Origin of the sequence: Cardiobacterium valvarum (genome assembly GCF_900460955.1) — a bacterium.
In the GTDB taxonomy this organism is placed as follows: Bacteria; Pseudomonadota; Gammaproteobacteria; order Cardiobacteriales; family Cardiobacteriaceae; genus Cardiobacterium; species Cardiobacterium valvarum.
In genome coordinates this window covers 1651208-1673860 of sequence record NZ_UFUW01000001.1, presented here as the reverse complement: position 1 = coordinate 1673860, position 22653 = coordinate 1651208, and the positions used below count along the sequence as shown (strand labels likewise).

Genomic DNA, 22653 nt, shown 5'->3' with positions numbered 1-22653 from the left:
TGCGCCTTTGCTGCCCCGCCTGCGCGAGACGCCGCTATAATCGCCCCTGTTTTTCCCAAAGCGGACGACTGCTTTTCTGATTCCGGTATATTGAGGCGATATGAACTGGTTCCAATTGATTCGTGAGGATTTTTCCGTGGTGTTTGCGCGTGATCCGGCAGTGCGCAGCCGCTGGGCGGTGCTGACCCTGCATTCGGGTTTCCGTGCCGTGGTGCATTACCGCATGCAGCATGCGCTGTGGGGTATCGGCCTGCACTGGCTGGCGCGCTGGCTGTCGCTGTGGTCGCGCTGGACGACGGGGGTGGAGATTCATCCGGCGGTGCATGTCGGGCGCCGTTTTTTTATTGACCACGGCATGGGCATCGTCATCGGCGAAACGGCGGAGCTTGGCGACGATGTCAGTATGTATCAGGGGGTGACGCTCGGCGGCACGACCTGGAACGAAGGCAAGCGCCATCCCACCATTGGCTCTAATGTCATCCTCGGCGCGGGTGCGAAGGTGCTCGGCGCGGTTACGGTGCATGATCATGCCCGCGTTGGCAGCAACGCGGTGGTGGTGAAGGATGTGGAGTCGTACACGACGGTGGTCGGCGTCCCCGCGCGGGCGGTGCGCATCCGTAATGAAGACGGCGAGAAGTTTGAGGCGTATGCGGTCGGACATGATGCGCCCGATCCGGTGATGACGATGCTGGAGCAGTTAAGCGAGCGTGTGGCGAAGCTGGAAGCGGAAAACGTGGCGCTGAGGCAGGGCAATGGCCAGCGTTGACGGCAGCCTCGACGGCTGGGCGTATTTTGATTTTGCCGCGACGATGCCGGTGACAGAGGCCGCACTCGCAGTATTCGTTGAGACGTTATCCCGCTTCCCCGCCAACACTGGCGCGACTTATGCCCCCGGTCTTGCCGCCAGACAGGCTTTGGAAGACGCGCGGGCGCGGTTTGCTGCAGTCATCCATGCCGACCCGCGCGAGGTGGTCTTCACCAGCGGTGCAACGGAGGCAGACAATCTCGCCCTGAAAGGCGCGCTGTGGTACCACGGCGTCAAGCAGCCGCATCTGCTCACGGTGCAGACGGAGCACAAGGCGGTGCTGGATACGGCGGCGGCGCTGGCGAGAACGGCGAAGGTGACGGTGCTGCCGGTGCAGCGCGACGGCCTGCTGGATATGGATGCCCTCGATGCCGCGCTACAAGCCGCGCCGACACTGGTCAGCGTGATGGCAGTCAATAATGAAACAGGCGTGGTGCAGCCGCTTGCCGCGATTGCCGCCCGTGTTCATGCGGCGGGGGCAAAATTCCATGTGGACGCGGCGCAGGTGCTGGGCAAGTTGCCGGTGGACGTGCGCGCCTGGGATGCCGACCTGGTCAGTTTTTCCGGGCATAAATGCGGTGCGCCGCAGGGCATCGGTGCACTGTTCGTGCGCCGCCTGCCGAAGATGCGTTTGCAGGCGCTGGCCCACGGCGGCGGGCAGGAACGCAGCCGCCGCAGCGGCACTTCACCGCTGGCGTTGATACGCGCCTTTACCACTGCTGCGGCGCAGGCGGAAGCGGGGCGTGAGGCGAACGGGGCAACGATTGCTACCAGGCGCGCGCAACTGCTCGCCGCCCTGCCAGCGTCCATGCATGTGAACGTGCCGCCGCAGACGCCGCAAGTGCCGCATATCGTGAATCTCTTTACCGGTGTGCCCTCAGGCGAGGCGCTGCGTCAGGCGGATGCGGCGCAGATTGCGCTGGCAGCGGGCTCGGCCTGCACTTCTGCCGCCGAAGGCTCGCACGTTTTGCAGGCGATGGGGCTTCATGAAGCAGCAGCGCGCAGCCTGCGCATCAGTCTGTCGCATACCACCACAAGCGGGGAAGTATCCCGCTTAGCGGCCTTTCTGGAGGAACTCGGTCATGACCGTTCTTGATGAAGAAGCGCAGCACGAAGTGACCCGTCTGTGCATTCAGGCGGCGCTGCTGCTCTTGCAATACGGCGCGGAAAGCAAGGTGGTGGTGGATGTCTCGACCCGTCTCGGCTACGCCCTCGGTGCGACGCGCGTTGATTGTGCCCTCACCGCCAATTCCATTGTCTTCACCACCCTGTTCAACCATTTCTGCATCACCACCGCGCGGCGCAATATTGATCGCGGCGTGAACATGACCGTCGTCAGCGAAGTGCAGCACATCATGCTCGCCGCTGAAGCGGGGCAAATGGATCGCCACGCGGTGCGCGAGGCGCTGGCCAACCTGCAACCGCGCCCCTATCCGCCGAACCTCGTGCTCGTCATGGTGGCGCTATCCTGTGCCTGTTTCGCCCGCCTCTCCGGCGGCGACTGGGCAGTGTGCAGCCTCACCTTCGCTGCCAGCCTGTGCGGGATGCGGGTGCGGCAATGGCTGGCCGGGCTGCATTTCAACATGGCGCTGGTCTTCATGGCGACTGCCTTCCTCACCAGCCTGATTGCCGGCCTCGGTGTGCGTTACCACATCGGCAACGACCCGCATATCGCCATGGCTGCCGCCGTGCTGATGCTTGTCCCCGGTTTCCCGCTGATTAACTCGCTCTCCGATGTGCTGAAAGGCTACATGAACATGGGCATTGGCCGCTGGGCGCTCGCCACCGTCCTCACCCTCGGCACCTGCCTCGGCATCGTCTCGGCGCTGGCACTGCTCGGCATCGACAGCTGGAGCGGCGTATGAACGCGTTGCACATCCTCCGGCTGCTCGTGAACGATGCCTTTTTCGCTGCCATTCCGGCGGTCGGCTTCGCGCTCCTGTTCAACGTGCCGCCGCGCGCCCTCAAATACTGCGCCGCCCTCGGTGCGCTGGGGCACGCGACGCGTACCGCGCTGCAAATGCTGCAACTGAGCCCCGTCTTTGCCACTTTCTTCGCCGCCAGCCTCGTCGGCGCGCTCGGCGTATGGCTGGCGCGGCGCTATCACCGCGCCCATCCCAAAGTGTTCACCGTCGCTGCCGTCATCCCGATGTTCCCCGGCCTCTCCGCCTACCGCGCCATGCTGTCGCTGGTGCTGATTGAAAAAGAAGGCTACTCGCCAGAGCGCTTCGCGACGATGGTCGAACAATTCGTGCAAACCGGTTTCCTGCTCGCCGCGCTTGTCTTCGGCCTGGCGTTACCCGGATTGCTCTATTACCGGCAAAAACCCGTTGTTTAATAATACTCAGGAGGCAATATGAAACCCCGCAATCCCAACAGCATTTTCGCCCTGCCGCCGGAGGCGACGAAAAAAATCTTCCTCTTCGCCGCCTCGCTGGCCCTCGCCCTGGTGCTGATGCTTACTACTGCCGGTGAAAACTTCACCTACGCCCAGCATTGCGTTCTCTTCCTCCTCTTCTTTGCCGTGCTGCTCTGGGTGACGGAAGCCGCCGCGCCCTTCGCTGTCGGTGTCTTCATCGTCGGCTTCCTCGTTTTCGCCCTCGGCAAAGAAGACGGTATCAACGTTGATATCTACGTCCGTACCTGGTCGGATGGCATCATCATGCTCTTCCTTGGCGGTTTTTTCCTCGCCGAGGGCATGAAAAAAACCCGCCTCGACTACAAACTGTTGCAAAAACTGCTGCCGCTCTTCGGACGCCAGTCCAAATACGTCCTGCTTGGCTTGATGCTTGCCACCGCCTGCATCTCCATGCTGATGAGCAACACCGCAACCACAGCGATGATGATCGCGACTGCCGCACCGCTCTACACCAACGCCAGGGACAACTTCGCCCGCGCCCTGCTGCTTGGTATTCCCGCCGCTGCCTCCATCGGCGGTATGGGCACCCCGGTTGGCTCGCCGCCAAACGCCATCACCATCGGTGCGCTGGCCGCCAAAGACATCCATGTCTCCTTCCTTGGCTGGATGATCGTCGGCATGCCGATCGCCATTCTCCTCACCTTCATTTTCTGGCGCATCCTCACCAGCACCTACCAAATCGGCAGCGACAAACTCGACACCGCCTTCCTCTACGCCGAACCCGACACGCCGAAAGAAGTCAGCAAACTGCAAGAAGTGCTGATGATGTTCATCCTCGTGCTGACGCTGTTCCTGTGGCTGACCGCCAAACAATTCCACATCCCGATTGCCGTCGTCTCCGGCATCCCCATCGCCGGACTAACGCTTACCGGCATCCTCAGCGGCAAAGATGTGCGCGCCCTGCCGTGGGACACGCTGATGCTGGTTGCAGGCGGCCTCGCCCTAGGGCTTGCCATCGAAGAACACCACCTCGCCAACTACTACGTCGCCAAACTGCAAAACGTCCATGTCAACTTTTACCTGCTGGTCGTGCTCTTCGCGCTCGTCACCGTCGGCCTCTCCAACTTCATGAGTAACACGGCAGCGACCGCTATCCTCGTCCCCGTTGCCTTGTCCTCGGCAGCACTCGCGGGTGATGCCAACCCGCTCATCCTGCCGCTGGTCATCGGCCTCTCCGCTTCATGCGCGCTGTTCCTGCCGGTTTCCACCCCGCCGAATGCGATTGCCTACAGCACCGGACTGCTCAAACAATCCGAATTCCGCCTGGGCGGCGTCAGCGTCGGTCTGATTGGCCCAACGCTGATTATCATTTGGGTCCTGACGACCGCACATTGGCTATAAGTCATTCCCCCCAAACGACAAAACCGTGCCCCGGCGCGGTTTTTTATCGCCTGCCAAGCGGCGCAACTTCGTCGTGTATGGGAAACACCACAAAAATTTGCACCGCAAATTCGCGCACGCTACCGTGCCACACATAAAAACCAACCAACCACCATCATGAACAACAGCCCCTACCAGGCGGCGCTTGCCGCCATCCTTCCCCGGCAAACCACCAACATCGCCCGCCATACCCTTGCCAGCGGTGAAACCGTCTGGGTACGTAAAGCAGGGAAAAGTATCCCGCAGTGGCGCTATACCCTGATCGGCTACTTCGCCGCCATTTTCCACCTCAATGCGCTCAAACCCGTGCCTAATCCCGGCGGCCGCGCCGTCATCGCGACCGAAGCCGGGCGGCTGCAAACCCTGGAAGCGCACGGTATCCATGTGCCGCATCTGCTCGCGCGCAGCGCGGACGGCATCATGTTCACCCACCTCGGCGAACACACCCTGCTTGAGCGCATTGAGCACGAAGCCGACGACCTCGCGCGCTGGCAACAGGGCCTTGATGCCATCCGCGCCGTGCATGAACACGGGCAATACCTGAGCGAGCCCTTCGCGCGTAACATCATCGCCTGCTCCGACGGCAGTACGGGATTCATTGATTTCGAAGAAGACCCCGGACAGTACATGTCCTTTACCGCCTGCGAAAGCCGCGACTACCTCTGCTACCTGCAATCCACCGCCATCATCCTCAAACAGCGCGGCCACCTTGATGCTGCCGTCCGTTTGTGGCACGCCCACACCCGCACCTTGTCGCCTGCCGTCGTGCACGACATCCACGCCGCCGTGCGCCCGTTGCTGTGGATGCGCTGCCTGCGCCATCCTCGCTGGGGCAAAGACCCGTTGCGTCTCGCTGCCCTTGCCGAACTGATTCACCTCGAACACCGGACATACGCATGAAATACCCCACAGACATCTATACCGAAGCTGCCGTTGATCCTGACACCCTTGCCCATCTCGGCCCGCTTGCCCGCATGGCGGGCATCTGGCGCGGCGAAAAAGGCATGGACACCAATCCCAAAGCTGACGGCGCGCACCATGACCCCTACATTGAGCACTACGAACTCCAGCCCATTGATGCCCAGACCAACGGCCCGCAGCTCTACTACGGCCTGCGCTATCACACCCATATCCTCCAGCCGGGCGGCGTCGAAACCTTCCACGACCAGGTCGGTTACTGGCTGTGGGAACCCGCCACTGGCAACGTTATCCTTACCTTGGCCATTCCGCGCGGGCAAACCGCGATGGCTGTCGGTAATGCCGCTGCCGACGCCACCACCTTCACCCTGCGTGCCGGGCGCGGCAGCCTTGAAAACGGCATCCTCTCCAACCCCTTCCTCGAACACGCCTTCAAAACCGAGAGCTATACCATCACCGTCACCCACCATCCCGACGGTAGCTGGAGCTACGAACAGGACACCGTACTCATCATTCCTGACCGGGCACAACCCTTCCATCACACCGACCGCAACACCCTCTACAAAATCGCCGAACCCACCCCCAATCCGACCGCCCGCGCGGCGATAAAATAAACCGCCGCAAACGTTGAACCATCCCCAAAACCCCAAGAGAGGCATCCATGACCCACCGCATCTACAATTTCACCGCCGGGCCCTGCACCCTGCCGCTTGCCGTCCTCGAATCCGCCCGGGCCGAACTGCTCGACTTCCAGGGCTGCGGCATGTCCGTGCTGGAAATCAGCCACCGCAGCAAACGCTTCGAAGCCGTGCATGAAGAAACCCTGGCGCTCGCGCAAGAACTCCTCGCCGCGCCTGCCGACTTCCAGCCGCTCCTGCTCGCCGGCGGCGCGCACCAGCAATTCGACATGATCCCGCTCAACCTGCTCGCCGACGGCGGCAGCGCCGCCTACATCAACAGCGGTATCTGGGCGGAAAAAGCATTGAAAGAGGCCGAGCGCGTGGGGGACGCCCGCGAAATCTGGACGGGGCGCGATAGCGGCTTCACTACCCTGCCGGATGCCCTGCCGCCGCTACCCGCCGATTGCTGCTACCTCTACCTCACCAGCAACGAAACCATCAGCGGCGTGCAATACCGCGACTACCCGACCGCCGCCGTGCCGCTGGTTATCGACGCCTCATCCGACTACTACACCCGCGCCATCCCCTGGGAACGCTGCGCCATCGTCTATGGCGGCGTGCAGAAAAACCTCGCCCCGGCAGGTCTCGCCCTCGTTTTCGTCCGCCGCGACCTCATTAAAGACCACCCGCGCGTACCCAAATTCCTCACCTACGCCGCCCACGCCGCCGCAAACAGCCTCTACAACACCCCGCCAACCTGGCAAATCTACATGCTGAACAAAGTCCTGCACTGGATTAAAGACAGCGGCGGTATCGCCCACTTTGAAGCGGAAAGCATCAATAAATCCGGCCTGCTCTACGACTACATCGACTGCAGCAACTACTACCAGAGCGACGTGCCGCCCGCCTGCCGCTCGCGTACCAACGTGACCTTCCGCACCCCCTCGCCCGAACTCGATACCCGCTTCTGGCAAGAAGCCGAACGACAAGGCTTTGCCGGCCTCAAAGGGCACAAACTGCTCGGCGGCATCCGTGCCAGCCTGTACAACGCCATGCCGAAAAGCGGCGTAGAAGCGCTGATTGACTACATGCAAACCTTCGCGGCAAAAAACGCATAAAAATCAAAGCCCGACGTAGCGGCAAAACGCGGCAACTACGCCGCTTGAATGCTGCCAAACTGCCTCCCAGGCGACAAAATTTCATCCCTCATAAACACAGGAAACCGCATGAACCCCTACTACCTCGCCCGACCCTTACTCTTCCGCCTCGACCCCGAAAAAGCGCACGACCTCGCCCTCGGCATGCTGACCCGCTTCCCGACCATCATGCCGAAAATGCAGGGCGGCCAGCCCGTCGAACTGCTGGGGCTGACCTTCCCGAACCGCCTCGGCCTCGCCGCCGGTCTGGATAAAAACGGCGTCGCCATCAGCGCCTTTGACCGCTCTGGACTCGGCTTCATCGAAATTGGCACCGTCACCCCGCGCCCGCAGCCGGGCAATGACCGCCCACGCCTCTACCGCCTGCCCGAACACCAGGCCGTCATCAACCGCATGGGCTTCAACAACGACGGTATCGACGCCCTCATCGAACGCGTTATCGTCACGCCGCGTCCGCGCGCCATCCTCGGCATCAACCTCGGCAAAAACAAAAACACCCCGAACGAACAGGCGCTGGATGACTACCTCATCGGCATCCAGAAAGCCTGGGCACATGCCGACTACCTCGCCATCAACATCTCCTCACCCAACACCGCCGGCCTGCGCGACCTGCAACACGGCGCCGCCCTGCGTACCCTGCTGACGGGCATCAAGAGCGAACAACAGCGCCTTGCCGCCTCCACACAAAAACACGTCCCCATCGTCGTGAAAATCGCCCCCGACCTTGATGACGATGCGCTCAACGACCTGCTCGACACCATCGCCGCCTGCGGCATCGACGGCATCATCGCCACCAACACCACCCTCGACAAAAGCGCCGTCGCCAGCCACCCGCACGGCAGCGAACAAGGAGGGCTGTCCGGCGCGCCGCTCACTGCGCACGCAACCGCCATCCTCACCAAAATCCGCACCCGCCTGCCGAACATCCCGCTCATCGCCGCCGGTGGCGTGATGAACGCCGCCGACATGCAGGCCAAACTCGATGCCGGCGCCGACCTCGTGCAAATCTACACCGGCCTCATCTACCACGGCCCGCAGCTTATCCGCGACTGCCTGCGCCAACTCGGCTAAAGACGCCCATGAACGCCGCCGACTTCGCCCGCCACTGCTACCTCGAAAAAAAGCGCATGACGCAGGAAACCTTTGCCGAGAGCCCTTGCCCCAGCGCAGCGAATGCCAAAATTCGCGCCCTGCACCTGGACGACAGGCAAACCGCGCTCCTCAAAGAAGCCGTATCCCTGCTGCTGACCGATGCCTACTACACCCTCCTGCTGGGGTTGGACGGCAGTTGCCCCATTGGCGATGCCGAACAGCAAACCTACCGGCTCTACGACGAAGCAGATAACCTGCTGACGGGAGACGGCGACCTGGAAGCTGCCGCCTACGCCTACTTCCATGAAGGACAATATGAACAAGAAAACCCATCTGACGGGGCTGATGAATGACAGCAAATGGGCGCGCATCTTTGCCCTTATCACCGGCGCGTGGGTGATCACACATCAAAAAAATCGCTGGCGTATCCGCCCCGCTAGACCGCTGGGCGACTATTGAATAACAGCACGCCCCCTGCTTTCCTTTTCAGGAGACCCCGCAATGAACACCGAATTTGGCCTGGAACCATTTGAAGACACCCGCGACGAACGTGCGCATCAAATAATCATCGCCCATCTCGCGCAGGCATCACCCGCCGAGCAATTCTGCTTTGTGCAGCGCTCGAATTACGATGGCAACGCCCGCGCGTTGCGCTGGCTTGCCGACCGTCCTGAGACCGACCGCGCCGCAATACTCGCCATGTACTGGAACCTGGGCGCGGATTGGTTAATGCAGTTTGCCGCCGAGGCGGATGTGCCTGATTACGAGCGCGCGTCCTGGCAGTTTTGCCGCCTGCTGGAAGCGCGCTATACCAACGGTTTCTATCCTCATGCTGCCGTGTATTTCAATCCCTATGAGACAGACGGTGCCTATCCGTTTGAGTACGACAGCATCACGCGCCAGCGCGAGGCGCCGCCCGCCATGCTGGAAATCATTGCGGGCGCGCAGCACGTTGATGTCGATGCCGATTTCCCCGACTATGACGATGGCTTGCCGCTGGCGGTTGCGGAAGCGGTGTGGACGCTCTATGACGAGGATTGATGCCTCTGCGTAGCGCAGCCCCATGAACTTGCTGCTGTTCGGGCGTACCTCTCACAACAAACCGTCGGCGTCTTTCCCGCGTCTTCGCAGCGTGCACTTTGACATCGGTCAGCATTTGTGGGGCTAAAAAGAGGGTAGGACAGATGCCCCATGTTCTGCCCCACAGATTGGGCTGGATGCAATAGGATTTTTATTGGATGGTATAGGACGGCAGATAAAGAAAAACCGCTGAATTAACAGCGGTTTCTAGACAACATTGGACAGGATAATAATAATGGATGGTGGAGGCGGGGGGATTTGAACCCCCGTCCGGAAACACGCAACCTTCGGTACTACATGTTTAGGCACGTTTTTAATTTAATGGGCGTGCAGCCAACGGCCAGGCAACCCGCACACGATTCCGCTTGATTTGACTGCCTACCGGCGGACGCGATAAGCAGCGGTTCTGTAAAAATGCCACTCAGTTTGAACGTACAGACACATTCAAGTGAGCGTCAGCGGGAATTAAGCCGCCAAAGCGTAGTTGTCGTCGTTTGCAACTATTGATTTGAAAGGGATTTACGAGGTTCTTTCATCCTCGACATGCACCTGGAGTCTTGTCATCCCCGTCGAATCCAGGAACGCCCCCAAGTGGGCGCGATTATAGACAGCGCCAGGCGGGAAATCCAGTAGCTGTAGACCAGCGCGCGGCGTAGAATCCGCGATTTTTTGAGGAAACATCATGATTGCCTGGATAGAAGCCCGCCGTGCCGGGCTCTTCGCCCCTCCGAACTGGTTACGTAACATCATCGCCGGCCTCATCGTCGGCGTGGTTGCCCTGCCGCTTTCCATGGCCTTTGCCATCGCAACGGGCGTCAAACCGGAACAGGGCATCTATACCGCTATCGTCGCCGGCCTCATCGTTTCGGTCTGCGGCGGCTCACGCGTACAAATTGCCGGGCCCACCGGCGCCTTCATCGCCATCCTCGCCGGCATCACCGCGCAATACGGTTTCGACGGTTTGCAAATCGCCACCGTCCTCGCCGGCGTGATGCTGTTTTTTATGGGTCTCTTCCGCCTCGGCATCATGATCCGCTTCATCCCGATGCCGGTCATCCTCGGCTTCACCGCCGGTATCGGTGTCGTCATCTGGGTCGGGCAATGGGCTTCCTTCTTCGGCCTGCCGAAAGCGACGGGCGCGCATTTCCACGAACAGATCTGGGCGCTCCTGCGCAGTTTCCCGCAGGTGCATCTTGCCACCACCGGCCTCGCGCTGATGTCGCTGGCGCTGCTCATCATCGTGCCGAAAATCGCCCTGCTGCGCCGCATCCCGTCGCCGATGTGGGTGCTTATCGCGGCCACCGTCCTGCAAAGCCTCTGCCAGTTTGACGGCGTTGCCACTATCGGCTCGGCCTACGGCGGTATCCCGCAAAAACTGCCGGCCTTCGCCCTGCCGGATTTCAACTGGAGCAAAACCACCACCCTCATCCTGCCCGCCTTCACCATCGCCATGCTCGGCGCTATCGAATCGCTGCTCTCGGCGGTCGTCGCCGACGGCATGACCGGCACGCGCCACAGTTCCAACCAGGAACTCGTCGGCCAGGGGCTTGCCAACATCATCACCCCCTTCTTCGGCGGTTTTGCGGCGACCGGCGCTATCGCCCGTACCGCGACCAACATCCGTCAGGGCGGCAACAGCCCGCTTGCCGGTATCGTCCACGCGCTGACCCTCATCCTCATCCTGCTGGTCGCTGCGCCGCTTGCCGCCAACATCCCGCTCGCCGCGCTGGCCGCCATCCTCTTCCAGGTCGCCTGGAACATGAGCGAGCCGAAACGCTGCCTCAACATGCTGCGCCGTGCACCACGCGCCGACAACGCCCTCTTCCTCATCACCTTTGCCCTTACCGTCTTTGTGGACCTTGTCGTCGCAGTCAACATCGGCGTCATCCTCGCCACCCTGCACTTCCTCGGACAAATGGCGAAGGCGGTCGAAGTCAAAAAAGGCGAACACAGCAGCGACAGCGAAGCACTGCCGGAAGACGTGCAAATGTTCATCGTCAACGGCCCCTTCTTCTTCGGCGCGATGGAAAAATTCGAAAAAACCCTCGCCGACATCAACACCCAGCCGCGCGCCGTTGTCCTGCGCATGCGCTGGGTGCCATATATTGACATGACCGGCATCCTCACCCTGGAACGCGTCATTACCGACTTCCACAAACGCGGCATCCGCGTCCTCATCTCAGGAGCGAATGAACAAGTCCGCGCCAGCCTGAGCCGCAGCGGCATCCTGACCCTGCTCGGTGAAGAGAACTTCATGCGCGATTTCGATACGGCGGTGGCGGTGCTGAAACAGGCACAGGAGTAACGGCTACCAAGCGGGATAAATACGGGCGTTGTGGGCAGGATTCGTCGCCGATGCGAGTGATTTCAGCCCTGCCTCCTGCCAGCGGGGCGAGCTGTCCCAGTCCCGCAGGCGGAGAGGGTTTTGCCCTTTGTTTCCGCAGCTATTTCTACAACTACTGAGATAGGTATAGTTGAATAGATAAAAAAGCGTAACAAGGCGCGTCGCCGCAGACAGTACAGGTAGTACGGCAAGGCGACGCAACGCCGTTACGATTTTTTAGATGTTTAACTATAGATACCTGTGGCCGCTTGGCGGGCTCAGTATTTACGCCGCTTGGCGAACCCAGTGTTTGCGCCGCTTGGCGAACCCAGTGTTTGCGCCGCTTGACGGGCCCAGTGTTTACGCCGCTTGGCGGGCCCAGTGTTTGCGCCGCTTGGCGAACCCAGTGTTTATGCCGCTTGGCGGGCCCAGTATTTATGCCGCTTAGCGCGAGAAGGCATGCGGTGAATTTATAACCCGCCGTCGACGTTAAAGACGCGGATGGCTTCGTTGGCGACGGTTTTTTCCAGCATTTGCCGCAGCAGTTCCGGCGGGATGGTGCAGGTGTGGGCGCCAGCGTTGAGGGCGTGCAGGATTTGCTGGGTGTTTTTGAAACTGGCGCCCATGATGCGGCAGTTGATGGCGTGCTCATCGTAGTAGTGGCGGGCGGTAGCGATGACGGCATACGGGTCAATGCCGTTGTTTTCCATGCGGTTTACATAGGGCGCGACGTAGGCGCAGCCGGCAATGCCGGCGAGGATGGCCTGTTCGGCGGAGTAGATGGCGGTGCCGAGCAGCGGGATGTCCGGCCGCTGTTCACGCATTTGTCTGACGGCACGTAATCCTTCGGTATTGATGGGGACTTTGATGCCGAGCGTTGCGTTGGGGAAGTCGGCGAGGATTTGCGCGAAGTCGCTGACCAGGGTGGCGGCGTCGTTGCCCAGCACTTGCACGAAAAGCCGGTCAGGGTAGGTTTGGAGGATGGCGGCAAGTTGTTCAGCGCGCGGCGCGGGGTGCTGTTTGAGCAGGGTCGGGTTGGTGGTGATGCCTTTGAGGATGCCGAGGTCGCGGTAATGCTGAATGTCGGTCAGGTTGGCGGTGTCGAGGTACATGGCGGGGCTCCGTGGAGGGTTCGCCGCTATTGTACGCCGCCTGCGGTCAGTGGCGAGCCGGGGAAGCGGTATATAATGCCCGCCGTTTTTTTCTTCGCTTATGTGTATGAAGCCTTTACTGAAACACGTCTATATTGAAACTTACGGCTGCCAAATGAACGAGTACGACTCGTCCAAGATGCTTGCCGTGCTCAAGGTGTCGCACGGGATTACACCGGTCGCGACGCCGGAAGAAGCCGATATTCTTTTGCTCAATACTTGTTCTATCCGCGAGAAGGCGCAGGAGAAGGTCTTTTCGCAGATTGGCCGCTGGAAGCCGCTGAAAGACGCCAAGCCGCATGTCATCATCGCGGTTGGCGGTTGTGTTGCCTCGCAGGAAGGTGAGGAGTTGCGCCGCCGCGCGCCGGCGGTGGATGTGGTCTTTGGGCCGCAGACGCTGCACCGTCTGCCGAATCTCATTAGTGAGGCGCAGGAGAAGCGGGACGGCGTGGTCGATGTGTCCTTTCCGGAAATCGAGAAGTTCGACCATCTGCCGGAGCCGCGCGCGGAAGGGCCGACGGCGTTTGTCTCGGTGATGGAAGGCTGCTCGAAGTATTGCACGTTCTGCGTTGTGCCTTATACGCGCGGCGAGGAGGTGAGCCGCCCGTTTGATGATGTGATTGCCGAATGTGCCGCGCTCGCCGCCCAAGGGGTGCGCGAAATCAATCTGCTCGGCCAGAATGTGAACGCTTATCGCGGCGCGATGTTCGACGGCGATACCGCCGATTTGGCGCTGTTGATTGAGTATGTCGCCGCGATTGACGGTATTGACCGCGTCCGCTTCACCACGTCGCATCCTGTGGAATTTACGGACAATTTGATTGAGGTGTACCGCCGCGTGCCGCAGCTCGTCAGCCATTTGCATCTGCCGGTGCAAAGCGGTTCGGACAAGATACTGACTTTGATGAAGCGCGGTCACAAGGCAGCGGAATACAAGGAGAAGCTGGCACGGCTGCGGGAAATCCGCCCGAATATCAGCTTTTCCTCGGATTTCATCGTCGGTTTCCCCGGCGAGGAAGACGAGGACTTTGAGGCGACGATGCAGCTGATTGAGGATGTGTTCTACGACACGTCATTCAGCTTTATTTACAGCCCACGCCCCGGCACGCCTGCCGCTGCTATGCCCGACCGCATCCCGATGGACGTGAAGAAAGCCCGTCTTGCCCGCTTGCAGGCGCGCATTTTGCAAATGGCGGCGCAGATTTCCGCCGATATGGTCGGCAGCGAGCAATGGGTGCTGGTGGACGGCATTTCGAAGAAGAACAAGAACGAAGTCTGTGGGCGCACCGAGAACAACCGCGTCGTCAACTTCCAGGCACCGGCAAGCCTGATCGGCCGCTTCGCCAAGGTTCATATCACCGCTGCTTATAAGAATTCCCTGCGTGGCCGCCTGCTGGAAGCCGAAGCCCAGCCCGCGCCACGCCGTTACACCGCCTGATTATGTCTGATCATTACACTCTCGCTTTCCAGCTCAGCCCGCAAGACCATAGCCGCCTCAGCGAACTGGTCGGGCAATTGAACGCCCACCTGCGCCTGATTGAAGAACAACTGCACGTGCAGATTGAAAGTCGCGGCCACCTTTTCCAAATCATCGGCGACGAAGGCCGCTGCGCCCAGGCGCGGTTCGTCATCGAACACCTTTATGGTCAGACCGGCGGCGGTGTGCTTAACCTGGATGACGTGCACCTCGCCCTGCGCGATGCCGGGGCGACGCTGTCCGGCGAAATCGCTGCGCGTGGCGAAGGCCAGGATATCCGCATCGAGACACGACGCGGCACCATCAGCGGACGCGGCAGTAACCAGCGCCGCTACCTGCGTCGCATCTTCGAGCATGCCGTGAACTTCGGCATCGGCCCGGCGGGCACGGGCAAAACCTATCTCGCCGTCGCGGCCGCTGTGTCGTACCTCGCCGAAGACAAAGTACGCAAACTCGTGCTTGTCCGCCCCGCTGTGGAAGCGGGCGAACGCCTCGGCTTCCTGCCGGGCGATATGACACAGAAAGTGGACCCCTACCTGCGTCCGCTCTACGACGCGCTGAACGACATGCTCGGTGGTGAGCGCGTCGCCAAACTGATGGAACGCGGCGTCATCGAAATCGCCCCGCTCGCCTTCATGCGTGGCCGCACCCTGAACGACGCCTTCATCATCCTTGACGAAGCGCAGAACACCACCGTCGAACAAATGAAAATGTTCCTGACCCGCCTCGGCTTCGGCTCGACAGCCGTTATCACCGGCGATACCACGCAAATTGACCTGCCGAAAGGTACGACCAGCGGCCTCAAACACGCCGCGCGTATCCTGGAAAACGTCGAAGGTATCTCCTTCACCCGCTTCGTAGCACAAGACGTGGTGCGGCACCCATTGGTGCAGCGCATCGTCGAAGCCTACGCAGCCGCTGAGCAACCGGAAAACAACACACCATGACACTCACCATTGACTACCAGACCGAAGAACTCGGTAACGACGAACGCTTCCCCAGCGAAAAACGCCTGCAACGCTGGTTGAACACCGCCTACGAAGCCCTCGCCCTGAGCGAGGCGCTGGAACTCACCGTGCGCCTCGTGGATAACGATGAAATGCAGGAACTCAACCGCGAATATCGGGGCAAAGACGCGCCGACCAACGTTCTCTCCTTCCCCTGCGACTGGGACCTGCCGGAAGAACCGCGCCTCCTCGGCGACGTCGTCATCGCCGCCGCCGTGGTCAACCGCGAAGCCAAAGAGCAGAAAAAAAGCGCCGAAGCACACTGGGCGCACATCACTATCCACGGCTTCCTGCATCTTCTTGGTTACGACCACATCGAAGACGATGAGGCCGAAAAAATGGAGAACACCGAACGCGACATCCTCGCCCGTCTCGGTTACGCCGATCCCTATGCCCCGGTTGCAGACGCCTGATAACCCCCCCCCCTTTTTTTCAATAAAAAGAGACATATATGAATAAACCCTTCCTCCTGCTGGCCTTACTTGGCACCACCGCCACGGCTGCCGTCAGCTTCACCCACGGCGACTGGCAAATAAACTGCGACAACACCCACACCTGCCGCGTCGCCGGTTACCAAACAGACGATGGCGAAAAGGCGCCGGTTTCCGTCCTCCTCACCCGCGCTGCCGGTGCCGATGCGCCCATCAGCGGCAAAATCAGCCTGCTTACCGCCGATGAATCGCCATTACCCGATCACATCACCTTCACCCTCGACGGCAAAAACCTCGGCGAATTGCACCCGGACAAAAATAACGGAGAAGCCGAACTGAATGCCGCCCAAATCGAAGCGCTATTAGCCGCTCTGCAAGCACCGCGTGCTGACATCCAATTCAGCGGCGGAAAAACACAATGGCAACTGTCAGCGGCGGGGGCATCAGCCGTCCTCCTCAAATGGGACGAAGCACAAGGACGCTTGCAGACAGCGAGCGCCGTTACCCTGAAACAACGCGGCAAAAAAGCCGTCACCGTTGCGCCAGCAGCCAAGCCGGAGCTCAAAGCAGTAAACATCCAGCCCGGCAAACCGACACTTATTGCGCCCGATACCGCCGATTACGCCCGCCTCAACAAACTGCTGGATCCGAAAACAGAATGCCTCACCAGCGACAGCAGCGCCGATCAAGAATCTTACAGCGCCGAGGAAAAAACACTGGCGGTTTACGAACTGGATGCCCGGCACAAACTGGTGGCCAAACTCTGCTGGCGCGGCCCTTACAACGAAACCTACTATTACGGCCTCTTTAATGCCGGACTGCAAAACCTGCAACAACGGCTTGGCAGCGACGAAGAACCCATGAACGACTTCAATGGCAAAACCATCAGCGGCCAAATGAAAGGACGTGGCCTCGGCGATTGCTGGTCCGGCAGCGAATACATCTGGAATGGCGAAAAATACGAACTCAGTAGCGCCCTTGATAGTGGTCTCTGTCGCGGCTTCGGCGGCGGGGCATGGCAACTGCCGACATTCGTCTCCACCGTTACCGAGGTCAAAAATGCACAATAAATCCGCACTGCGGATGATTGCACCGCTACGTGGGGGCGGTTGATGGCTGGCGGCTTCTTTGCCCTGCTGGACGACGTTGCCAGCATCCTTGACGACGTGGCGGCAATGACCAAAGTCGCCACCAAAAAAACCGCCGGCGTCCTCGGCGACGATCTGGCACTTAATGCCAACCAGCTCACCGGCATCCGCGCCAGCCGCGAGCTACCCATTATCTGGGCCGTCAGCAAAGGCTCGCTGCTCAACAAAGCCATCATCGTCCCTATCGCCTTCCTGCTCAGCGCCTTCCTGCCCGCTGTCGTGCCGCTTATCCTCATGATCGGCGGCGCCTACCTCTGCTACGAAGGCGTGGAAAAAATCCTGCACCGCCTGCTGCATCACCATGAAGAGGCGGCACCGACACAGGCAGACGACGCACAAACACCCGAACAGCAGGAACAAGACAAAATCCGCAGCGCCATTCGCACCGACTTCATCCTCTCCATCGAAATCATCGTCATCGCACTGGCGAGCTTCGTCGGCAAACCGCTCGTCACACAAATCCTCGGCCTCAGCATTGTCGCCCTCGTCCTCACCGCTGCCGTCTATGGCATCGTCGCCCTCATCGTGAAAATCGACGACCTTGGCCTGTACTGGAGCAAGACCGCCAACCGCTTCCTGCAAACAGCGGGACAAGCCCTGCTGTGGTTCGCGCCCAGATTGCTCAAGGTCCTGTCCGTGGTAGGTACGGCAGCGATGTTTATCGTCGGTGGCCACCTCTGGGTCGAAAACATCGCGCCACTGCACCACCTTGCCCAACGCTGGACGTATAACATAGGCGGCTTTGCTGCCTGGTGCACGGAAGCCGCGCTATCCGTTGTCGTCGGCAGTGTGGTCGGCCTTGCTGCCTATATTGTTGCTGCGAACATAGTAAAACGGCGTCATTGCTGAAAAGTTGCATTTATACAACGTGCTTGTGGTACTCCTGCAAAAGGCTTGCAATCAGGCATTAATCATGTATTATTGTCCACCTTAACGTAAGTTAATTGTTTTCCCCTAACCAACCCTCTATGGAGTACCTATGCAACGGAAAATTCTCAAACCGCAATGGATGCTGTCCGTCCTGAGCGTCGCATTACTGGCTGCCTGCGGTGGTGGACCTGGCACCTTCTCACCCAATGACAAAAGTAGTAACGCGTTGAAACCAAATGTTAACAATAACAACAATGGCGCAAACGGACCAAAAGTGATTGATAAGACGGATCCGACCATCAATAGATTTTTGGTCAATATGGAAAATGAAGGCCAGCAGCTTTCGCCGACAGTCGTTTCTGTTGATAACAATAACAACAAAATTATTGATCCTGCCGATGAAATCCGTTTTAACCAGCCTGGTATCGTGAGTGAAATTACGACATGCTCCAAAAAACCAGGTGGATGTGATCCGCAGGATAGCAATAAAGGTAGTGGTAGTACCAGTGGAAGTGGCGGCAGTAGCGGCACCGATAATAAAGACAAGAACGATCCTATCGTTATGCGAGATGTAAACAACCGCTGGCATTACGTTGTAGCGCATGGCACGGCTGATTTGAATGCGCTTTTGCCCACCCAGTTTCCCCGTGATGCCGGCACCAACAAAATCACCAAGAAACGTGAAAACGGTGTGCTGAGAGATTATGGTGGCACGATTGACCGCAGATTCAACAGTGTCCTGCTCTTTGCCCCGGTTGCAAATGGGGTTGCTAATCCCAATGGTTATTTGAGTGCCTATTTCCGCAATCCTGCTGCTGCGGGTTGGAGTTATCAGACTTTCGGCTACTTCTTTGGTAGCGCCAATAACGGTTTCCTAGATCGTTCACGCGACCCCTTCGTCGGCTACCAAAGTATCGGTAAACAAACCCTGCCAAGCCAAATGCCAAAAGGGGGATCCGCTGATTACAACGGCATCAGCCATGGTTATTACAACGGCAACCAGGTCACAGCGTTGAATAAGCTGCATGCCAATTTCGGCAGACGCAACATCAGCTATGAAACGACCGGTGTGTCACAGTTGCATACCTTTGAAGGTACGGATCATGTGATTGAAGACAAACCTAATTTCAACCTGAGCGGTTCTGCCTCTTGGGCAGCAAATACCAGCGATTTCAGCGGTGACATTCGTACCGCCGAAGGCTTGACCGGGAAATGGCAAGGCCGTTTTTATGGCCCGAATGCTGATGAAGTCGGCGGTGTCTTCGGTTTGCAGGGAACGGCAACCGATGGTTCAGCTGTGCAGTATGTGGGCGGCTTTGGCGCAGAGCGTTAATCTGAACCATCTGGCACTACAAAAAAAGAAAGGCGGGATTTTCCGCCTTTTTATATAGGCGAATTGCTGACCTTTCGGTTTTTTGCTATGCGAAGCCTTATCTGATTACTATTACAAGGCTTTCGAGGCCTTTTGATGCGAATCTACCCGTTTCATCCGTTCAAAATCATCATGCGTGGCCGAAGTAAGGCTTGTCCTACTTAGCTGTAGGATTCTTGACTATTTTTCTATACGCTCAGGCATTCAATCCTGCTAAAACGAAAGTCCCGCATCGCGGGCTTTTTTGTCAGGTATCGTTGTACATCAGTTTTTGCAGGACGACAGTGTTTGGTTCGGGGAAGCGGTAGCTGCCGAGGTCGGCACGTGCCACCCAGCGCCAGCGTTGTCCTTCGAGGCTTTGTGGCTGGAGGTCGCTGGTCGGGCGGCAGTGGTAGAAATCAATGCTGATTTCTGCGCCGCGTACGCCGTGGTAGTAGTGCCTGAGCGGGACGCCGGAGAGGTCAAGGCCAAGTTCTTCGCGCAGTTCACGGATGAGTGCAGCTTCGTGGCTTTCGCCTGCTTCAATCTTACCGCCGGGAAATTCCCAGTAACCCGCCCAGTTTTTGTTGGGCGGGCGTTCGGCGATGAGCAGTTGACTGTCGCGGTTTTCGATGATGGCCGCGACGACAGCGATGGGTGCGATCATTAGGCGAGCTTGCCGTGGCAGTCTTTGACCCGCTTGCCGGAGCCGCAGGGGCAGAGGCCGTTACGGCCGACGCGCGCCAGTTGTTCTTGGGTCGGGTTGGGTATGGGTGCGGCGTCACTGCCGTCGCTACCGCCCTGATAATGGGCGTGGGCGAGTTCGGCGTCGTGCTCTTCACGCGCATGTTGCTGCATGGCGTCGGCTTCGTCAGCAGCGTTTTGTTGCTGGAACTGGATATGAGCGAGGACGCGCACGATTTCCAGCTGGATGTTTTGCAGCAGGTCCTGGAAGAGCTCGAAGGACTCGCGCTGATACTCGCGCTTCGGGTCTTTTTGCGCGCGCGAACGCAGCCAGATGGCCTGGCGCAGCATATCCATGGTTTGCAGGTGCTGTTTCCATTGGGTGTCAATGGTTTGCAGGGCGACGTATTTTTCGACGCGGCGCATGATGTCCGCCCCGACTTGTGCTTCTTTGTCCGCCTGCACGGCATTCAGGAATTCGACCAAGCCGTCCTTGATTTCCTGCGCGGTCATGTTTGGCTTGGCTTCAAGCCAGTGGCCTTTGATGTCCACCGCGTCTTTGCCAATACCGAATTGTTGCAGGAGGGCCGCTTCGAGACCGTCCAGATCCCAGGTTTGCCGCACCTGTTCGTCGCTGATGTAGCGACCAGCGAGGCTGTCAATGACGCTGACGCGCATGTTGGCAATCATGTCGGCGATACTTTCGGCATCCATGATGGCGGCGCGCTGGGTGTAGATGACTTTGCGCTGTTCGTTAGCCACGTTGTCGTATTCGAGCAGGTTTTTGCGCGAGTCGAAGTTGTGCGCTTCGACTTTACGTTGCGCGCCTTCGATTTGCTTGGAGACCATGCGCGATTCGATGGCTTCGTTTTCGCCCATGCCGAGACGCGCCATCATGGAGGCCATGCGTTCGCCGGCGAAGATGCGCACGAGGTTGTCGTCGAGGGCGACGTAGAAGCGGCTGGAACCGGGGTCGCCCTGACGGCCGGATCGGCCGCGCAGCTGGTTGTCGATGCGGCGTGATTCGTGGCGTTCAGCGCCGATAACGTGCAAACCGCCGGCGGCAACCACGGCGTCATGGCGCGCCTGCCATTCGTCGCGCACCGCCTGTTTTTGTTCTTCGCTGGCGTCTTTACCTAGTGCGTTCAGCTCGGCGCGCAGGCTGCCGCCGAGGACGATGTCGGTACCGCGTCCGGCCATGTTGGTGGCGATTGTCACTTGTCCGGGGCGGCCCGCCTGGGCGATGATTTCTGCTTCGCGCGCGTGCTGTTTGGCGTTCAGCACGTTGTGCTCAATGCCGAGTTTGCTGAGCAGGCCGGAGACGAGTTCGGAGGTTTCGATGGAAGCGGTGCCGAGCAGTACCGGCTGGCCTTTTTCCTGACAGGCGCGCACGTCTTCGGCGATAGCGTCGTATTTGCCCTTTTGGTTGAGGTAGATAAGATCGGTGTAGTCTTGGCGCTGTACGGGACGGTTGGTAGGGATGACAACGGTTTCGAGGCCGTAGATGTCCTGGAATTCAAAGGCTTCGGTATCAGCGGTACCGGTCATGCCCGCCAACTTGGTGTAGAGGCGGAAGAAGTTTTGGTAGGTGATGGAAGCGAGCGTCTGCGTTTCTTGTTTGATTGGCACGCCTTCTTTGATTTCGATTGCCTGGTGCAAGCCGTCCGACCAGCGGCGGCCCTCCATGGTGCGGCCGGTGAATTCGTCAACGATGACGACTTCGTCGTTGCGGATGATGTAGTCCACATCTTTGTGGTAGAGGTGGTGTGCGCGCAGGCAGGCGTTCAGGTGGTGGAAGATGCCGAGGTTTTTCTGGTCGTAGAGGCTTTCGTCAGCACTGAGGATACCGCGCTCGACCAGCAGCGTTTCAAGGTGGTCGTGACCGCTTTCGGTGAGGCCGACCTGCTTGGTTTTTTCGTCGATACTGAAATCGCCCGGGCCGTCTTTTTCTTTTTGTGGTTCGAGTTCCGGCACGAGGACATTGAGTTTTTGATAGAGCTCGGTATCCATATCAGCCGCGCCGGAGATAATGAGCGGGGTGCGCGCTTCGTCGATGAGGATGGAGTCCACTTCGTCCACGATGGCGAAATTCAGCTCGCGTTGCAAGCGGTCTTCCGGGGAGAGCGCCATGTTGGTGCGCAGGTAGTCAAAGCCGAATTCGTTATTGGTGCCGTAGGTAATATCGCTGCGGTACGCCGCCTGTTTGTCTTCCTGCGACATGCCGGCAATGATGATGCCGGTCGAGAGGCCGAGAAAGCCGTAAAGCTCGCCCAGTTCTTCGCCGTCGCGGCGGGCGAGGTAGTCGTTGACGGTAACGACGTGTACGCCTTTGCCGGAAAGTGCGTTCAAATACACCGCCAGCGTCGCTACCAGTGTTTTCCCTTCACCGGTGCGCATTTCCGCAATTTTGCCCTGATGCAGGACGATACCGCCGATCATCTGTACGTCGTAATGGCGCAAGCCGAGTACACGCTGGCTCGCTTCGCGCACCACGGCAAACGCTTCGGGCAGGAGCTGGTCCAGCGTTTCGCCCTTGCCCAGGCGCTCGCGGAATTCGACGGTTTTTGCTTTCAGCGCGTCATCATCCAGTGCCTGCATCTGTGGTTCGAACGCATTGATTTTGCTGACTGTTTTGCGGTACTGCTTGATCAGGCGTTCATTACGGGAGCCAAAAATTTTTGCGGCGATATTGTTAAGCATCGTTCCATCCTTTCTAAAGGGTTGCGCCGCGCCAAACGGG

22 protein-coding genes and 1 other RNA gene are annotated in these 22653 nt (G+C 59.3%); 19 read left to right on the top strand and 4 right to left on the bottom strand.

From position 1 onward, the window contains the following. The first annotated feature begins 100 nt into the window (after positions 1-100). The 12 genes from cysE (at position 101) to DY250_RS08100 (ending at position 9432) form a co-directional block, all read left to right on the top strand. Positions 101-766: a serine O-acetyltransferase gene (gene cysE / locus DY250_RS08150; RefSeq protein ID WP_115611858.1), complete on the top strand. Its 666-nt coding sequence runs from the start codon at positions 101-103 to the stop codon at positions 764-766. Next, the gene (locus DY250_RS08145) at positions 753-1901 is read left to right on the top strand and encodes a cysteine desulfurase family protein (RefSeq protein ID WP_115611857.1); all 1149 of its coding nucleotides are present in this window, start codon (positions 753-755) and stop codon (positions 1899-1901) included. The genes cysE and DY250_RS08145 overlap by 14 nt, the downstream gene beginning before the upstream one ends. After that, positions 1888-2670 carry a threonine/serine exporter family protein gene (locus DY250_RS08140; RefSeq protein ID WP_006984633.1) on the top strand — a complete coding sequence of 261 codons (783 nt, stop codon included), beginning with the start codon at positions 1888-1890 and terminating at the stop codon, positions 2668-2670. Before DY250_RS08145 ends, DY250_RS08140 begins: the two co-directional genes overlap by 14 nt. Then, on the top strand, positions 2667-3143 hold the full coding sequence (locus tag DY250_RS08135; protein WP_115611856.1) for a threonine/serine exporter family protein: 477 nt from the start codon (positions 2667-2669) through the stop codon (positions 3141-3143). Before DY250_RS08140 ends, DY250_RS08135 begins: the two co-directional genes overlap by 4 nt. A gap of 18 nt (positions 3144-3161) precedes the next feature. Further along, the gene (locus DY250_RS08130) at positions 3162-4565 is read left to right on the top strand and encodes an SLC13 family permease (RefSeq protein WP_006984631.1); all 1404 of its coding nucleotides are present in this window, start codon (positions 3162-3164) and stop codon (positions 4563-4565) included. Positions 4566-4721: 156 nt separating this feature from the next. After that, positions 4722-5504 carry a BUD32 family EKC/KEOPS complex subunit gene (locus DY250_RS08125; protein WP_115611855.1) on the top strand — a complete coding sequence of 261 codons (783 nt, stop codon included), beginning with the start codon at positions 4722-4724 and terminating at the stop codon, positions 5502-5504. Then, positions 5501-6136: an FABP family protein gene (locus tag DY250_RS08120; protein ID WP_115611854.1), complete on the top strand. Its 636-nt coding sequence runs from the start codon at positions 5501-5503 to the stop codon at positions 6134-6136. Before DY250_RS08125 ends, DY250_RS08120 begins: the two co-directional genes overlap by 4 nt. Before the next feature lie 47 nt (positions 6137-6183). After that, on the top strand, positions 6184-7260 hold the full coding sequence (gene serC, locus DY250_RS08115) for a 3-phosphoserine/phosphohydroxythreonine transaminase (RefSeq protein WP_115611853.1): 1077 nt from the start codon (positions 6184-6186) through the stop codon (positions 7258-7260). 108 nt (positions 7261-7368) lie between these two features. Beyond that, positions 7369-8370: a quinone-dependent dihydroorotate dehydrogenase gene (locus DY250_RS08110; RefSeq protein WP_115611852.1), complete on the top strand. Its 1002-nt coding sequence runs from the start codon at positions 7369-7371 to the stop codon at positions 8368-8370. Between the two features lie 8 nt (positions 8371-8378). Further along, on the top strand, positions 8379-8744 hold the full coding sequence (locus DY250_RS08105) for a hypothetical protein (RefSeq protein WP_115611851.1): 366 nt from the start codon (positions 8379-8381) through the stop codon (positions 8742-8744). Beyond that, on the top strand, positions 8707-8850 hold the full coding sequence (locus DY250_RS14025; RefSeq protein ID WP_172542282.1) for a hypothetical protein: 144 nt from the start codon (positions 8707-8709) through the stop codon (positions 8848-8850). Before DY250_RS08105 ends, DY250_RS14025 begins: the two co-directional genes overlap by 38 nt. A gap of 42 nt (positions 8851-8892) precedes the next feature. Beyond that, entirely contained in the window at positions 8893-9432 is a 540-nt protein-coding gene (locus tag DY250_RS08100; protein ID WP_115611850.1) for a DUF4274 domain-containing protein, read from the top strand. A gap of 279 nt (positions 9433-9711) precedes the next feature. Here the strand turns inward: DY250_RS08100 and ssrA are convergent. Further along, positions 9712-10060, bottom strand: a transfer-messenger RNA (tmRNA) gene (ssrA, locus tag DY250_RS08095). 93 nt (positions 10061-10153) lie between these two features. Between ssrA and DY250_RS08090 the strand changes: the two genes are divergently transcribed. Continuing rightward, entirely contained in the window at positions 10154-11776 is a 1623-nt protein-coding gene (locus DY250_RS08090) for a SulP family inorganic anion transporter (protein WP_115611849.1), read from the top strand. 488 nt (positions 11777-12264) lie between these two features. Here DY250_RS08090 and DY250_RS08080 read toward each other — a convergent pair whose 3' ends face one another. Then, entirely contained in the window at positions 12265-12906 is a 642-nt protein-coding gene (locus DY250_RS08080; RefSeq protein ID WP_115611847.1) for a transaldolase family protein, read from the bottom strand. A gap of 106 nt (positions 12907-13012) precedes the next feature. On the opposite strand from DY250_RS08080, the gene miaB reads away from it, so the two are divergent. From miaB to DY250_RS08050, 6 genes are all read left to right on the top strand, one after another. Then, the gene (miaB, locus tag DY250_RS08075; RefSeq protein WP_115612805.1) at positions 13013-14383 is read left to right on the top strand and encodes a tRNA (N6-isopentenyl adenosine(37)-C2)-methylthiotransferase MiaB; all 1371 of its coding nucleotides are present in this window, start codon (positions 13013-13015) and stop codon (positions 14381-14383) included. A gap of 2 nt (positions 14384-14385) precedes the next feature. Then, positions 14386-15369, top strand: a complete 984-nt coding sequence (locus tag DY250_RS08070; RefSeq protein ID WP_115611846.1) for a PhoH family protein — start codon at positions 14386-14388, stop codon at positions 15367-15369. Then, positions 15366-15842, top strand: a complete 477-nt coding sequence (gene ybeY, locus DY250_RS08065; protein WP_115611845.1) for an rRNA maturation RNase YbeY — start codon at positions 15366-15368, stop codon at positions 15840-15842. The genes DY250_RS08070 and ybeY overlap by 4 nt, the downstream gene beginning before the upstream one ends. Positions 15843-15880: 38 nt before the next feature. Next, positions 15881-16930 carry a DUF1176 domain-containing protein gene (locus DY250_RS08060; RefSeq protein ID WP_115611844.1) on the top strand — a complete coding sequence of 350 codons (1050 nt, stop codon included), beginning with the start codon at positions 15881-15883 and terminating at the stop codon, positions 16928-16930. Positions 16931-16972: 42 nt separating this feature from the next. Next, positions 16973-17857, top strand: coding sequence for a DUF808 domain-containing protein (locus DY250_RS08055; RefSeq protein ID WP_115611843.1), 885 nt, complete (start codon positions 16973-16975; stop codon positions 17855-17857). A 130-nt stretch (positions 17858-17987) separates the two neighbouring features. Further along, the gene (locus DY250_RS08050; protein ID WP_115611842.1) at positions 17988-19211 is read left to right on the top strand and encodes a transferrin-binding protein-like solute binding protein; all 1224 of its coding nucleotides are present in this window, start codon (positions 17988-17990) and stop codon (positions 19209-19211) included. A gap of 286 nt (positions 19212-19497) precedes the next feature. Here DY250_RS08050 and DY250_RS08045 read toward each other — a convergent pair whose 3' ends face one another. Both DY250_RS08045 and secA read right to left on the bottom strand, forming a co-directional pair. Then, on the bottom strand, positions 19498-19896 hold the full coding sequence (locus DY250_RS08045; protein ID WP_115611841.1) for a (deoxy)nucleoside triphosphate pyrophosphohydrolase: 399 nt from the start codon (positions 19894-19896) through the stop codon (positions 19498-19500). Continuing rightward, complete coding sequence (secA, locus tag DY250_RS08040; protein ID WP_115611840.1) at positions 19896-22613, bottom strand: preprotein translocase subunit SecA; 2718 nt, start codon at positions 22611-22613, stop codon at positions 19896-19898. Before secA ends, DY250_RS08045 begins: the two co-directional genes overlap by 1 nt. Positions 22614-22653 lie beyond the last annotated feature (40 nt).

Excerpts from the sequence above, each read along its gene's own strand:
- secA (WP_115611840.1), bottom strand. The coding sequence starts at position 22,613 with ATGCTTAACAATATCGCCGCAAAAATTTTTGGCTCCCGTAATGAACGC.
- serC (WP_115611853.1), top strand. The coding sequence starts at position 6,184 with ATGACCCACCGCATCTACAATTTCACCGCCGGGCCCTGCACCCTGCCG.
- DY250_RS08125 (WP_115611855.1), top strand. The coding sequence starts at position 4,722 with ATGAACAACAGCCCCTACCAGGCGGCGCTTGCCGCCATCCTTCCCCGG.
- DY250_RS08110 (WP_115611852.1), top strand. The coding sequence starts at position 7,369 with ATGAACCCCTACTACCTCGCCCGACCCTTACTCTTCCGCCTCGACCCC.
- DY250_RS08080 (WP_115611847.1), bottom strand. The coding sequence starts at position 12,906 with ATGTACCTCGACACCGCCAACCTGACCGACATTCAGCATTACCGCGAC.
- DY250_RS08105 (WP_115611851.1), top strand. The coding sequence starts at position 8,379 with ATGAACGCCGCCGACTTCGCCCGCCACTGCTACCTCGAAAAAAAGCGC.
- DY250_RS08055 (WP_115611843.1), top strand. The coding sequence starts at position 16,973 with ATGGCTGGCGGCTTCTTTGCCCTGCTGGACGACGTTGCCAGCATCCTT.
- DY250_RS14025 (WP_172542282.1), top strand. The coding sequence starts at position 8,707 with ATGAACAAGAAAACCCATCTGACGGGGCTGATGAATGACAGCAAATGG.
- DY250_RS08060 (WP_115611844.1), top strand. The coding sequence starts at position 15,881 with ATGAATAAACCCTTCCTCCTGCTGGCCTTACTTGGCACCACCGCCACG.
- DY250_RS08135 (WP_115611856.1), top strand. The coding sequence starts at position 2,667 with ATGAACGCGTTGCACATCCTCCGGCTGCTCGTGAACGATGCCTTTTTC.
- ybeY (WP_115611845.1), top strand. The coding sequence starts at position 15,366 with ATGACACTCACCATTGACTACCAGACCGAAGAACTCGGTAACGACGAA.
- DY250_RS08140 (WP_006984633.1), top strand. The coding sequence starts at position 1,888 with ATGACCGTTCTTGATGAAGAAGCGCAGCACGAAGTGACCCGTCTGTGC.
- DY250_RS08100 (WP_115611850.1), top strand. The coding sequence starts at position 8,893 with ATGAACACCGAATTTGGCCTGGAACCATTTGAAGACACCCGCGACGAA.
- DY250_RS08120 (WP_115611854.1), top strand. The coding sequence starts at position 5,501 with ATGAAATACCCCACAGACATCTATACCGAAGCTGCCGTTGATCCTGAC.
- DY250_RS08070 (WP_115611846.1), top strand. The coding sequence starts at position 14,386 with ATGTCTGATCATTACACTCTCGCTTTCCAGCTCAGCCCGCAAGACCAT.
- DY250_RS08145 (WP_115611857.1), top strand. The coding sequence starts at position 753 with ATGGCCAGCGTTGACGGCAGCCTCGACGGCTGGGCGTATTTTGATTTT.
- miaB (WP_115612805.1), top strand. The coding sequence starts at position 13,013 with ATGAAGCCTTTACTGAAACACGTCTATATTGAAACTTACGGCTGCCAA.
- DY250_RS08090 (WP_115611849.1), top strand. The coding sequence starts at position 10,154 with ATGATTGCCTGGATAGAAGCCCGCCGTGCCGGGCTCTTCGCCCCTCCG.
- cysE (WP_115611858.1), top strand. The coding sequence starts at position 101 with ATGAACTGGTTCCAATTGATTCGTGAGGATTTTTCCGTGGTGTTTGCG.
- DY250_RS08050 (WP_115611842.1), top strand. The coding sequence starts at position 17,988 with ATGCAACGGAAAATTCTCAAACCGCAATGGATGCTGTCCGTCCTGAGC.
- DY250_RS08045 (WP_115611841.1), bottom strand. The coding sequence starts at position 19,896 with ATGATCGCACCCATCGCTGTCGTCGCGGCCATCATCGAAAACCGCGAC.
- DY250_RS08130 (WP_006984631.1), top strand. The coding sequence starts at position 3,162 with ATGAAACCCCGCAATCCCAACAGCATTTTCGCCCTGCCGCCGGAGGCG.